This is a genomic window from Spirosoma liriopis, from assembly GCF_023196085.1.
GTDB lineage: Bacteria > Bacteroidota > Bacteroidia > Cytophagales > Spirosomataceae > Spirosoma > Spirosoma oryzicola.
Genome location: NZ_JALPRF010000001.1, coordinates 476,133 through 489,381, shown reverse-complemented (window position 1 = coordinate 489,381; position 13,249 = coordinate 476,133). Strand labels below are relative to the sequence as shown.

General features: G+C 51.6%; 10 protein-coding genes. 4 read left to right on the top strand and 6 right to left on the bottom strand.

The window, feature by feature from the left end:
- Positions 1-16: 16 nt before the first annotated feature.
- The 4 genes from M0L20_RS02075 to M0L20_RS02060 form a co-directional block, all read right to left on the bottom strand.
- Entirely contained in the window at positions 17-1,525 is a 1,509-nt protein-coding gene (locus M0L20_RS02075) for a tagaturonate reductase (RefSeq protein ID WP_248475400.1), read from the bottom strand.
- A gap of 84 nt (positions 1,526-1,609) precedes the next feature.
- On the bottom strand, positions 1,610-2,272 hold the full coding sequence (locus M0L20_RS02070; protein ID WP_248475399.1) for a bifunctional 4-hydroxy-2-oxoglutarate aldolase/2-dehydro-3-deoxy-phosphogluconate aldolase: 663 nt from the start codon (positions 2,270-2,272) through the stop codon (positions 1,610-1,612).
- A 79-nt stretch (positions 2,273-2,351) separates the two neighbouring features.
- Complete coding sequence (locus M0L20_RS02065; protein WP_248475398.1) at positions 2,352-3,344, bottom strand: sugar kinase; 993 nt, start codon at positions 3,342-3,344, stop codon at positions 2,352-2,354.
- Between the two features lie 64 nt (positions 3,345-3,408).
- A complete protein-coding gene (locus tag M0L20_RS02060; protein WP_232559162.1) occupies positions 3,409-4,770 on the bottom strand; it encodes an MFS transporter in 1,362 nt (453 codons plus the stop codon).
- Positions 4,771-4,917: 147 nt separating this feature from the next.
- On the opposite strand from M0L20_RS02060, the gene uxuA reads away from it, so the two are divergent.
- From uxuA to M0L20_RS02045, 3 genes are all read left to right on the top strand, one after another.
- Entirely contained in the window at positions 4,918-6,099 is a 1,182-nt protein-coding gene (uxuA, locus tag M0L20_RS02055) for a mannonate dehydratase (protein WP_248475397.1), read from the top strand.
- A gap of 154 nt (positions 6,100-6,253) precedes the next feature.
- Positions 6,254-7,681, top strand: coding sequence for a glucuronate isomerase (gene uxaC, locus M0L20_RS02050; protein WP_248475396.1), 1,428 nt, complete (start codon positions 6,254-6,256; stop codon positions 7,679-7,681).
- A 99-nt stretch (positions 7,682-7,780) separates the two neighbouring features.
- Entirely contained in the window at positions 7,781-8,647 is an 867-nt protein-coding gene (locus M0L20_RS02045) for an alpha/beta fold hydrolase (protein ID WP_248475395.1), read from the top strand.
- A 34-nt stretch (positions 8,648-8,681) separates the two neighbouring features.
- On the opposite strand, the gene M0L20_RS02040 is transcribed toward M0L20_RS02045, so the two are convergent.
- Positions 8,682-9,959, bottom strand: a complete 1,278-nt coding sequence (locus M0L20_RS02040) for an amidohydrolase family protein (protein ID WP_248475394.1) — start codon at positions 9,957-9,959, stop codon at positions 8,682-8,684.
- A gap of 596 nt (positions 9,960-10,555) precedes the next feature.
- Entirely contained in the window at positions 10,556-11,011 is a 456-nt protein-coding gene (locus M0L20_RS02035) for a DUF4920 domain-containing protein (protein WP_232559157.1), read from the bottom strand.
- 175 nt (positions 11,012-11,186) lie between these two features.
- Here M0L20_RS02035 and M0L20_RS02030 point away from each other — a divergent pair, with 175 nt between their 5' ends.
- Positions 11,187-13,232, top strand: a complete 2,046-nt coding sequence (locus tag M0L20_RS02030; protein WP_248475393.1) for a M13 family metallopeptidase — start codon at positions 11,187-11,189, stop codon at positions 13,230-13,232.
- The last annotated feature ends 17 nt before the right edge of the window (positions 13,233-13,249 follow it).

Sequence of the window (13,249 nt, the reverse complement as noted above, 5' to 3'; positions counted from 1 at the left end):
TGGCTGTACGAAAAAATTATTCCGATACGGCTTTGTTGAGCACCGCTTCGGCACCCGATTCGAGAATCTCGTTCAGGTAGTCAGCCACCGCTTCGGTGAAGCCCGGCAACGTTGTTAGATCGGCCTGCCAGAGCGATTTGTCGGACAGTACGCTTTTGACAAACGAAAAGACGGTTGCGGAATCATTTTCCTTGACGGTCTGCCAGTCGCCGTAGTAATAACCAGCGCGTTCGTCGCGGATCGGGTAGTTGAGTACCCCACCACCGACGGCAATCTCGCCAAAGAACTGGCCTTCTTCCTGCCGTACGGCCTTCATAAAACGCAGGTAAGCCGCGAAACCCAACGCGACAAATTTGGGCACCGCATTGAACTGTTCGTAGTACCGTTGAATGGTCGCTACGTTCCGAGCCTGCATCTTTGCCGTTTCCTGAAGCGAAATGTTCAGTAGCAGGTGATCGAGGTACGGATTGCGGAACCGATCCAGTACATCGTGGGCGAACTGGGCAACATCGGCTTTGTCCATACCCGGAACGCCGTAGTCAGGGACGGTCGGCACGATCTCTTTGAGCATCAACGACTCGACAAATTTGCTCATTGCCGGGTGCTTCATCTCATCCGCTACCGTTTCCAAACCAAGCAGGTAGCCCAGTGGCATGGTGAGCGTGTGTGTACCGTTCAGTACCCGTAACTTACGCTCTTTGTAAAAATTAATATCCTCGTCAATAATTACTTGTGGCGTACTTCCGTCCACGAAGCTTAGCGTTTCCCGGACGCGGTCGTCGCCTTCGATAGCCCACAGGTGATACGGTTCCGTAAACGTCAGCAGGTCGTCTTCATAGCCAAGCTCCTGTTGAAGTTCCTGTTTAGCTTCGTCGGTTGGGCGCGTGACAATGCGGTCAACCAGCGAGTTACAAAAGCGAACGTGAAACTTAAGCCACTTCGTAAACAGCTTGCCCAACTCGTTGAATTGAGCCAGTTTCTCCACGGCTTCGCGGAGGATCAAGCCATTGTCGGTGACCAGCTCCGTCGGAATAACTACCAGACCTTTTGCTTTCGAGCCGCCTACGCTACGGAATCGCTCGTACAGAAAGGCCGTCAGCTTCGCCGGAAACGATTGGGGAGGATGCTGGAAGATACTTTCTTCGGTATAGTTTAAGCCTACCTCGGTGGTATTGGAAATGATGATCTGCAACTTTGGGTTTCGAGCCAGCATCAAAATCTCATTCCACTGGGTCTGAGCCGCCATCACCCGGCTGATCGCCGACACAATCGTTGTTTCGGCTACGTTTTCACCTTGCTGAACACCCCGAACGGCCACGGTGTACAGATTATCCTGATCCGAAAATTCGCTGGTTTGACTATCGGTTGATTTAACGACGACAATCGAGCCGTTGAATCGACCTTCAGCATTGGCTTTTTGCACTAAATAATCGGGCAGGCCACGCAATAGGACGCCTGTACCGAACTGTAAGACCTTTTCCGGAAAAACAGGAGCGGGATGCGTCGAACGGTTGAGTTTTGACATGGGTGGGTGGGTGGCAGGCTGTTCTGCAATCATCTAAGAAGTTCGTTAACTATTGCGTAAAGATGAAAACGTCGGGTTGATACTTCACAATTCAGCAATAATACGCAGTACATCGCTAACTGTAGCCTCTATTTTATCAAACGCACGGTTTGCCAGTACATCTTTTGGGAAAAGCTGTGAACCCATCCCAACGGCGACAACACCCGCGCCGAACCACTTGGATAGGCTTTCCCGGTTGGGTTCAACGCCACCCGTTACCATCGCACTGGCAAACGGCAGCGGCCCGCTTAGGCTCCGAATAAATTGAGGTCCCAACACCTCTCCCGGAAAGATCTTGACCACTTCAACGCCCCATTCGTGAGCGGTAGTAATTTCGGTTAATGTTGCGCAACCGGGCATGTAAGCCACTTTTCGACGGTTGCACAGCCGGGCAACTTCTTCACTGAAAGTTGGACCGACAATGAAGTCAGCACCGAGTTGCAGATAAAGCGCAGCCGTTGGCGCGTCCAGTACGGTACCGGCACCAAGTGCCAGACTAGGAAACTCGCGGGCACAAATACGGCTCAGGTTCGCAAAACGTTCGTGAGCAAAATCGCCCCGGTTGGTGAATTCGAATGCCCGAACACCCGCCCGGTAACAGGCTGACACGACACCCAGACAGACTTCATCATCGGGATGGTAAAAGACGGGGACAAGCGGGGTCTGACGGATGGTCTGATAAAGCGTTAATCGGGGAATGCGGGCCATTTTTCTGAAGTTTATCGTTTTGGGCGGACGGTCATTGCTCGACGGTCGGCCACTAAATTCTACAAAGCACAAGCGGGTTTTAGCGTCGCAGTTTTCCGGAACTGTCACCCGCTTCCAGCGTTTCAATTTCGCTGACGGTGGCCAGATTCACATCGCCGGGAATCGTATGCTTCAAGGCCGAAGCCGCTGCGCCGAACTCAACCGCTCGCTGTGGATCGTTGAAAGTAAGCAAACCGTAAATCAGTCCGGCCATGTAGGCGTCACCTGTGCCAATCCGATCCACAATAGGCTGAATGCTGTACACTCTTGATTTATGAACGGTGTTGCCGTCGAACAGCTTGGCCGACAGTTCATTGTGCGATGCACTCAGGGAATTGCGTTTGGTATCCGTAATGTACTTCAGGGTTGGAAAACGTTTCATCATAGCCCGTCCTGCTTCAATAAACGTGCTGCCTACCACGCCGTACAGTTCCGAAAAAAGCGCTTTGTTACCCAAAACAAGCGTACAGCCTTCGGTTAAAGCAGGCATAATTTCCTGCGGAGTACGACCGTATTGCCAGAGATTACTGCGGTAAACGATATCACCCGAAACCGGAACGCCGAGCCGGTTCGCAGTCTGAATACCAGCCAGCAAACAATCCGCAGCGCCCTGCGAGAGTGCGGGCGTAATCCCGGTCCAGTGAAACCAGTCGGCACCACTCAGGACAACCTCCCAGTCAATATCGTTGGGCGTGATGCGCGAAAACGCCGAATCGACACGGTCGTAGATAATCTGGCTGGCCCGGCTTCCCGCACCCGTTTCCAGAAAATACAACCCAAGTCGACCATCACCGGAACGAATATGCTGCGTTCCTACGCCGTACTGACGTAAGTAGCCAGCCGCCGACCGACCTAAAGCATGATCGGGAAAACGAGTGACGTGGGCGGTTTCGAGTCCTAACTGCGCCAAGGAGACGGCCACATTGGCTTCGGTCCCGCCAAAGTGCATGGTCAATGAATCGGTTTGTACAAAACGCTCAACACCCGGTGGACTAAGCCGGAGCATAACTTCGCCGAAAGTGATGACTTTCATGAATGGTAAGAAGGGTAGATTAGAATGTGCAAGTTACGGGCATCCGTTGAGAAATGTGTAGTATTTATTTGGCACTTAACAAGCTCCATTTTCCCCGGTTTTCCAATTCTTCGGCTTTGACCGGTTCCAGTTTGGGCAGGACCAGGTGAATGAGCAGCAAAGCGGTCAGGTAGCTGCAACTGGCAACGATGAACATGGGCAAATACCCGAATGCTGTAATAATACGTCCGGACAGCAGCGCGAGCAGGATACCGCCCACCGCCCCGAACATACCGCCGATACCCGTTACTGAGGCCACAACATTTCTCGGAAACAGGTCGGAGGCAAAGGTGTACATGTTGGCCGCCCAACCCTGGTGCGCAGCCGTAGCGAGCGAAATGAGGGCGATAGCGATGGTCAGACTGTTGGTTTGAGCCGCAAAAAATATGGGTACAACGCACAAGGCGCAGATAAGCATGGTGGTCTTGCGGGCGCGGTTGGCCGACCAGCCCAGGCTCATAAACTGGGTGCTCAGCCAGCCAAAGAAAATGCTCCCGGCATCGGAAACCAGGTAAATGATCAGGAAAGGAACGCCGAAGCTTTTCAGGTCGAGCTTCTGATCAAGCGCGTCATTTGAGTTGAAAAAATCGGGAAGCCACGTCATGTAAAACCACCAGATCGGATCGGCCAGGAACTTACCAATAGCAAAGGCCCATGTTTGTTTGTAGCTCAACAATTGCCCCCAGGAGGGTTTTACGGGCACACGACGTTCCTCGTCGCTCCGGATGTAAGCTAGTTCGGCGGGGGAGAGCTTTGGGTTCCGTTCGGGTTTGCTGTAGGTAAACCACCAGAGTATAAGCAGGCCGAAACCGAGTAAACCCGTTACAAAAAAGGAACTTCGCCAACCAAAGCGTAGAATCAGGGAAGGAATGGCGAGAGCCGTCAGGATGATGCCGACGTTTGTTCCGGCGTTGAAAAGTCCATTGGCAAACGAGCGCTCGCGCCGGGGAAACCATTCCGATATGGTTTTGACCGACGACGGGAAATTAGCCGATTCACCCAGCCCCAAAATACCCCTTGTCCACCGCAGACCGGTCATCGTTTGCACAAACGTCGTCAAGGTAGCCGCGATGCTCCAGACGATAATGCCCAGGGCAAAGCCGCGTTTGGTACCAATCCGGTCGATAAGCCAGCCCGCCAGTAGAAAACCGATGGCATAGGCAAATTTGAAAGCCGCATCCACATCGCTGTACAGGATCTTGAACCGGTCGATGGCTTCCTTGGTCAGCTCTTTGTCAAGCGGTAAATCGAGCATTTCTTTGCGAAAAACCTCATCGGTCATCGTAAAGGAAAGCACCTGGCGATCAATGTAGTTGATAGTCGTTGCCAGGAACAACAGCGCGACGATACGCCAGCGGAAACGACCGGATGTTGTGAGCGTTTGCAAAACAAATGACTGCTAATTGGTGAGAAAAGCATAGAAATACGCTTTTTTACCTAAAATTAGTCAGTAAGTCGGTAGTTGCAAGCCGTCAAATGGTCTGTACGTGTCAAACTTGCTTGCTTATTAATATACTAACTTACTGATTGTAAAATGCTTGAACAAACCTGGCGATGGTTTGGACCGAATGATCCCGTATCGCTAAACGACGTACGACAGGCTGGCGCTACCGGCATTGTAACCGCCCTGCATCATATTCCAAACGGCGAAGTCTGGTCGATAGACGAAATCCAGGGCCGCAAATCACAAATTGAACGGGCGGGCCTGACCTGGTCGGTTGTCGAAAGTATTCCTGTTCATGAAGGGATCAAAACGCGATCCGGTGATTTCCTGCGCTACATCGAAGACTACAAAGAATCAATCGTGAATGTAGCGCAGGCCGGTATCGATACGGTTTGTTACAATTTCATGCCTGTCCTCGACTGGACGCGGACCGATCTCGATTATCCCATGCCCGACGGTTCGACGGGTTTACGGTTCGATGCTACCGAATTTGCTGCTTTTGAGCTGTATATTCTGAAACGGCCGGGCGCGGAATACCTGTACAACGATACCCAAAAGCAACGGGCGCGGGCAATGCTCGATTCGATGACGGATGCGCAGGTGAAACGCCTGACGCGCACAATCATTGCGGGGCTGCCCGGTTCCGAAGAAAGTTATACCGTAGAACAATTCCGGGATGCGCTCGATGCGTACAAAGACATCAGCGATCACGACTTACGGCAGAATCTGTATGCCTTTTTGCGGGAGATCGTACCCGTAGCCCAATCGGTTGGCGTGCGACTAGCCATTCACCCCGACGATCCGCCATACCCGATTCTCGGGTTGCCCCGCGTGGTCAGTACCGAAGCGGATGCCCGTGCGCTCCTGGCTGCGGCCAACTCACCGGCGAACGGAATCTGTTTTTGCACCGGCTCCTACGGCGTTCGGGCGGATAACGATTTAGTGGGCATGGCCGAACGGCTGGGCGATAAGATTCACTTTGTTCACCTGCGCAGTACCGAACGCAATGCCGACGGTAGTTTCCAGGAAGCGAACCACCTCGAGGGCGATGTGCCGATGGCAGGCGTGATGCGGGCTTTGTTGAACGAGCAAAAACGGCGGCAAGACGAAGGCCGAACCGATTTTCGAATGCCGTTCCGCCCCGATCATGGTCACCGGATGCTTGATGATCTGACGTCGGGTAAGCGGACCAATCCGGGCTATACCGCTATTGGCCGATTGCGCGGACTGGCGGAACTACGCGGACTAATGACGGGGCTAATGCATCAATAGCCTGTTGCCCGAATTAGTTGTTTGTCCTGCAAAGACTAGCTAGGTAGATAATGGCAATTACGCCGAAGGTGAATCGTTTTCAGTTCATGAGTCACCCTTTTAAAAAATAAATACAGAGACCGGGAGAAACTACCCGGTTTTTGCTTTTCCAACCATGAATACACTCTTGTCTTCTCCCGCGTTTTTGTCCGACGACTTTCTGCTTCAGACGGAGACAGCCCGGCGGCTTTACCACGAGTACGCCCGGCCCATGCCAATCATTGATTACCACTGTCATCTGCCGCCCGATCAGATTGCTGCCGACAAACGGTTTGAGAACATAACGCAGCTCTGGCTCTACGGCGACCATTATAAATGGCGGGCTATGCGCACCCACGGCATCGATGAGCGGTACTGCACGGGCAATGCATCCGATTGGGAGAAGTTTGAGAAATGGGCGGAAACCGTGCCATACACAGTGCGGAACCCCCTATACCATTGGTCGCATCTGGAGCTTAAAAACCCGTTTGGCCTGACCGATATTCTAAGCCCCTCTACGGCTCGTTCGGTGTACGATAGCTGTAATGAGCAATTGCCCAGCCTATCGACGCGCGCGCTGCTTCAACATTTCGATGTCCGGGTGGTCTGTACGACGGATGATCCGACGGATTCACTTGAGCACCACCGCGCTATTGCCAGGGACGGTTTTAAGGTAAAGATCCTGCCTACGTTCCGACCTGACAAGGCTATGGCCGTTGATGATCCGGCTGCGTTTCGGGCTTATGTTCAGAAAGTGGGGGAGGTGACGAACCGCGAAATTCGTACCCTAACTGATTACATGGATGCGCTCAAGTCCCGGCACGATTACTTTGCCGAAATGGGCTGCCGCTTATCCGATCACGGCCTCGAAACTGTCTACGCCGAACCGTACGTAGAAAGCGAAATCAAAACGATTTTCGACAATCTATTGCTCAACTGGAGTGATGGACTAAAGGTGCTTAGCCCTACCGATATACTAAAGTTCAAGTCGTTCATGCTCGTTCAATTTGCCGAATGGGATCACGAGAAAGGCTGGACGCAGCAGTTTCACCTGGGGGCGCTCCGGAACAACAACGTTCGGCGGTTGCGCGATCTCGGTCCGGACACCGGTTGGGATAGCATCGGCGATTTTCCGCAGGCTGTTGCCTTGTCGCGCTTTCTGGGTGGTCTGGATGATCGCAACCAACTGGCAAAGACGATTCTGTATAACCTCAATCCGGCGGACAACGAAGTGATCGCTACCATGATCGGCAACTTCAACGACGGTTCGGTACGCGGTAAGGTACAGTTCGGTTCGGGCTGGTGGTTCCTTGATCAGAAAGACGGGATGGAAAAACAGATCAACGCCTTGTCGAACATGGGCTTGTTGAGTGCCTTCGTCGGGATGCTGACCGATTCGCGGAGTTTTGTATCGTACAGCCGACACGAATATTTCCGACGCATTCTCTGCAACATCTTCGGGAACGATATTGAAAACGGCGAGCTACCGAATGATGTGGATTGGATCGGGCAGATTGTACAGGACATCTGTTATCGCAACGCCGAGCGGTATTTCGGTTTCTAACAGTAAGTGGCGTTTTGGGTGTGGTATCAGGTTTGAGAACCTGACACCACACCCAAAACGCACAAAAAACATTCACTCAAAAACGACATTTGTTTTTCTATGGAACACACATTTGTCGACATCAACAATACACAATCCGGGCGCATTCGGCTGCACGTGGTTCAGGCGGGTCCAGTTGATGGGCCGTTGGCCATTCTGCTGCATGGTTTTCCCGAGTTCTGGTACGGCTGGCACCAGCAGATTAGTGAACTAGCCGCAGCCGGTTTTTGTGTCTGGGTACCCGATCAGCGCGGCTACAACCTGAGTGACAAACCGAAAGGGGTTGCCTCATACGCGATTGATAGTTTAGCCGCCGATGTAATTGGATTAATCGACGCGGCAGGTCGGCAAAAAGCAAGGGTCGTCGGTCACGACTGGGGCGCGGCTGTCGCCTGGTGGACCGCTGTGGTATATCCAGAGCGGGTCGAGCGGCTTGTTGTGCTGAACGTACCCCACCCGGTTGTTATGAAAAAATTTGCCAGTCGTGATCTGGGTCAGCTGAAACGGAGCTGGTACATCGGATTTTTTCAACTGCCCTGGCTGCCCGAAAAATTACTGGGATTACGCAATTACTCATTTCTGGCGCGAACCCTGCGTGGAAGCAGCCGCCGGGGGACGTTTACGAACGACGATCTCGGCCACTATAAAACGGCCTGGTCGCAACCCGGTACATTAACGGCAATGGTCAACTGGTACCGGGCGGCTCTACGGAAACCACCAAGTCGTCAGAAATCGATTCGGGTCACCGTGCCGACGCTGATTATCTGGGGTGTCAAAGACCGATTTTTAAAGCGAGAAATGGCCCAGCTTAGTCTTGATCTTTGCGATCAAGGACGTGTTGTTTATCTGGAAAACGCCACCCATTGGGTTCAGCACGAAGAAGCCGAACGAGTCAATGCGTTACTAAAAGAGGATACGCGTATATAGTCACCCCAATTCAGAGGTGACTAGGCGTGAACGACTATTGCTTGTAAATTTTTCCGTCCTTCATCACAAACTGAACGGTCTGCAACGTTTTGATATTCTGCAACGGATTTTCGCTAACGGCAATGATGTCGGCCAGTTTGCCCGTTTCAATCGAGCCAATTTGCGTATCTAGGCCAAGCAGCTTGGCATTAGTCAGCAGGGCTGTTTTAATCGCTTCTACGGCGGGCATACCGGCTTCGACCATGTATTCGAACTCCTTGGCGTTGTAACCGTGAATGTACACGCCGGCATCGGTTCCAAAGGCAATCTTAACTCCCGCTTTGTAAGCTTTACCAAACGTAGCCTGAATTTTTGGTCCAATTGCCAGGGCTTTCGGCGTCACGAGGGCGGGGTAGTACCCAAACATCCGGGCGGAATCGGCGACGGTTTTACCGGCAATAATCGTCGGAACAAAGTACGTACCGTGCTTTTTGAACAGCTCAATTGCTTCGTCGTCCATAAACGTGCCGTGCTCGATGGTTTGCACGCCCGCGCGGATGGCTCGCTTCATGCCTTCGGCCCCGTGGGCGTGAGCCGCCACGGCAAAACCGTAATCTTTGGCCGCATCGACCACCGCTTTCACTTCTTCCTCCGTAAATTGGGGGTTAGACCCATCTTTTGCGTTACTCAACACCCCACCCGTTGCCGTGATTTTGATGAGGTCCGCGCCATCTTTGTACCGTTGCCGAACGGCTTTGCGGGCATCGGCTGCGCTGTTGATCACACCATCTTCTGGTCCCGGATCGCCCATGAGATCTTTACGGTAGCCGTTCGTCGGATCGGCATGACCGCCGGTTGTTGCAATGGATTTGCCAACGGTCAGTATACGAGGACCGTCAACCAGCCCAGCATTGATGGCATTGCGAAGCGAAATATTGACACCGCTGCCTCCTAAATCTCGCACCGTAGTAAAACCGGCAAGAAGCGTTGTTTTGGCGTATTTTGACGCCTGGAAAGCCACATCCGGCACGTTCTTCGTAAAGCCATCAATAGCACCGCCCCGGCGTGTCTGACTTTCGAGGTGAACGTGCATGTCGATCAGGCCAGGCAGGACAGTTTTTGATTTCAGATCGACAACGGCGTCTTTACCAGCAGGATTGGTATAGCCTTTCTGAATAGCGGTAATTTTGTTACCTTCAACAACAACCGTCATTTGAGGTTGCAGCGAGTTGCCGACGCCATCGAAGAGGTTTCCGCAGTGAATGAGTGTACGCTGGGCAAACAGAGGAGCTGCCAGCAGGGATAATCCTGCCAGTAGGTATAGTTTTTTCATAAAAGATTGTTGGTTGGGTACAAAAAAGGCCGCAACGGATCGTTGCAGCCCTTAATCTACTGAAATTAGTTAAAGTGAGCTAGTCAATCGGCGAAACCTGCACAATAACTTCCTGCGAAGATTCTGAGCTAGAGCTAGCATTATACCGTCCATCTCGTAAAATGACCTTGTACCGTTGTCCACTAAAATTGATGCTTGTTGAGTCCGTATACTTTGATGGATAAGTAGATATGCGTGTATAATTAGGAATCCATGCAAATAACCGAACAGATTGGCTCTGAGACGCTTTTGACAAGTGTAGCAAGACACTAGCATTGTCAGGAGCGAAACAGTCAGCGTTAGGCGGGCAAATGGATACACGAACCGAATCAGCCCGGATATTTAAGCCAGTTGATGTTTGTATGGAGGTTCCAGCCTGAAGAGCCAAGTGGTCAGCAGGAAGTTTTTCACGCGGTACTGTATCACCAGAGTGACAAGCTGCAAAAAAAGCCGTTCCAACGATGAGTAAACCAGAAAGCGCCTTTGTGAAATTAACCATAATCCCTGGTGTTTTTTGACAAGGATTCGTCCGCCTGAAAAAAGGTTGGAGCGATCAATTATTTTTTCACGATCACGCCGTCGGCCATAAATGTTAGAGCTTTTTCGGGCTGGTTGATTTTCTCGATTTCTTCCTTTGATTTACCAGCATCCTCGGCGTAGTGACGGAGTTCGTCAACCGGCGTAGTCGTACTTTCGGCGGTGCCTTCAACAACGACCGTTTTGCCAACGATGTCTTTCGGAACGAAGAAGGCGTAGTCTTTAAACATGACGCGCATGGTTTGTCCGTCGCCCGTTTTAATTTTCATCCAGCAGCCTTTCATTTTGCAGACCGACTCGACAGTGCCTTCGACTTTCGTATCCAGCTTGTCTTTGCCGTTCATTTTGGCCGATAACTGCGTAGCGGGGATAGCTCCTTTTTCGGTAATTTTTTTGCCGTGATAACTCGCTTCGCCCTGCGCAAAAGCACCAAACGATGCACCGACGAGTAAGCTGAGAATGAGCAGTTTTTTCATGGTGAAAGTAAAATTTGACGAATTGATAAACGAAGATAAGGAAAGATTGTGGTTTGTCATGTGATACCTCGTTGGCGGACATTTATCAAAAAGCGAACCAAGTTTCAGTAAGTTTTTTGATCTTGCTCTTTAAGTTCATACCGGACTCCCATTTCATGAAACTCTACTGCGAATTATGACACGAATCAATGCGGTATTTGTCGTCGGCCTGTGTGCGTTGGCCCTGACAGCCTGCCAGAAAAAAGAGAAGGACGACGTGCCTTCGCGTACCACCTTTTTCGACAAATCGGGAATGGATACGACTGTTTTGCCTGGCAATGACTTTTTCTCATACGCCAACGGAACCTGGGTGAAGAAAACGAAAATTCCCGATGATCAGACCGGCTGGGGCTCGTTTTACCAGATTTATGAAGATAACCAGCGCAAAACGCGATCCATTCTGGAAGAAGCCGCCAAGTCTGACGCTAAATCGGGAAGTGTCGAACAGAAAGTTGGCGATTTCTACGCCAGCGGGATGGATACGGCTACCATTAACAAACTCAGCTACGAACCGCTAAAAGCCGAACTGGCAAAAATTGCGGCTCTGACCGATTACAAGCAGGTGTTGAACTACTTAGCTGCTGACGAAAGTAATCGGGGCGGGGAGTTCATTGGGTTTTACGTCGGTTCCGACGACCGGCAGAGTTCGATCAATCGGATCAATTTCAGTCAGGCGGGTTTGTCGTTGCCCGAGAAAGAGTACTACACCCGGACCGACGAGGCCACGAAGAAAATTCGGACAGCTTTCGTCGCTTACGTGGCTAAACTTTTTACGATGGTTGGCGTCGATCCGACTTCGGCTCGCACCAAAGCCGACGCTATTCTGGAATTTGAAACGGCCCTGGCCAAATCGCACAAAGCGCCCGCCGATCTGCGCGATCCGGTTGCGAATTACAACAAATTTGCCGTTGCTGACCTGACCAAACGAATGCCCAACCTCGACTGGCGGACGTTGCTCAACACGATGGGTCTGGAGAAAATCGATACGGTCTTGGTGGCGCAACCTGGCTACTACCAGGCATTGGACAAAACGTTACCGACAGCGTCGATCAGTGTACTGAAAGACCGGCTTGTGTTTGACCTGCTGGACCACAACGCCAGTTTGTTGAGCAAACCCTTTGAACAGGCCAGTTTCGATTTCAACAGCAAAACGCTCTATGGACAGCCTCAGCTATCCGAACGCTGGAAGCGCATTGCTGACCGTACGGACGGTTCGCTGGGAGAAGCCCTGGGACAATTATGGGTTAAGAAATATTTCCCGGCAGAAGCCAAAGAGCGGATGTTGACGCTGGTCGATAATTTGCAAAAGGTGTACCGCGAGCGCATCGAAAAGCTCGATTGGATGGCTCCCGAAACCAAAGAAGTTGCCCTGGTGAAGCTGGATAAATTCGTCAAGAAAATCGGCTATCCCGACAAGTGGAAAGATTATTCGGATGTCGACATCAAGCGGGACGATTATTTTGGTAACGTGCAGCGGGCCCGGAAGCACTATTACAAGGAAGAGTTTGCAAAAATCAACAAACCCGTTGATCGCACCGAATGGGGTATGACTCCACCAACGGTGAATGCCTACGCCAATCCGACTAACAACGAAATCGTTTTTCCGGCGGGAATTCTTCAGTTCCCATTCTTCGACAAAGATGCCGATGATGCCATCAACTACGGTGGTATCGGAATGGTGATCGGCCACGAAATGACCCACCTGTTCGACGATCAGGGCCGTCAGTACGATGCGAACGGTAACCTTCGCGACTGGTGGACCAAACAGGATGCCGAGCGATTCAAGACGAAAGTGCAAACGGTTGTCAACCAGTATAACAAGTACACGGTTCTTGACAATTTACAGTTAAACGGTCGGCTGACGTTGGGCGAAAATCTGGCCGACCTGGGCGGTATCACGCTAGCCTATCAGGCGTTCAAACTGACTAAGCAGGGCAAGGGCACCGATAAAATTGACGGCTTCACACCCGATCAACGCTTTTTCCTTGGCTTTGCGCAGGTATGGCGCATCAAGGTACGTAACGAAACCGAACGGGCTGGAATCTCTACTGATCCACATTCGCCCGCTAAGTTTCGGGTCAACGGTCCGCTGACAAATTTCGAACCGTTTTACCGGGCGTTTAACGTAAAGCCGGGACAGAAGCTGTACAAGCCCGAAGTCGAACAGGCAAAGGTGTGGTAGCTAGTTTCCTGACCCCT

What these genes read in the sequence shown, in the direction of transcription:
- uxuA (WP_248475397.1), top strand. Translation starts at nt 4,918, where the DNA reads ATGCTTGAACAAACCTGGCGATGGTTTGGACCGAATGATCCCGTATCG.
- M0L20_RS02035 (WP_232559157.1), bottom strand. Translation starts at nt 11,011, where the DNA reads ATGAAAAAACTGCTCATTCTCAGCTTACTCGTCGGTGCATCGTTTGGT.
- M0L20_RS02045 (WP_248475395.1), top strand. Translation starts at nt 7,781, where the DNA reads ATGGAACACACATTTGTCGACATCAACAATACACAATCCGGGCGCATT.
- M0L20_RS02070 (WP_248475399.1), bottom strand. Translation starts at nt 2,272, where the DNA reads ATGGCCCGCATTCCCCGATTAACGCTTTATCAGACCATCCGTCAGACC.
- uxaC (WP_248475396.1), top strand. Translation starts at nt 6,254, where the DNA reads ATGAATACACTCTTGTCTTCTCCCGCGTTTTTGTCCGACGACTTTCTG.
- M0L20_RS02075 (WP_248475400.1), bottom strand. Translation starts at nt 1,525, where the DNA reads ATGTCAAAACTCAACCGTTCGACGCATCCCGCTCCTGTTTTTCCGGAA.
- M0L20_RS02030 (WP_248475393.1), top strand. Translation starts at nt 11,187, where the DNA reads ATGACACGAATCAATGCGGTATTTGTCGTCGGCCTGTGTGCGTTGGCC.
- M0L20_RS02065 (WP_248475398.1), bottom strand. Translation starts at nt 3,344, where the DNA reads ATGAAAGTCATCACTTTCGGCGAAGTTATGCTCCGGCTTAGTCCACCG.
- M0L20_RS02040 (WP_248475394.1), bottom strand. Translation starts at nt 9,959, where the DNA reads ATGAAAAAACTATACCTACTGGCAGGATTATCCCTGCTGGCAGCTCCT.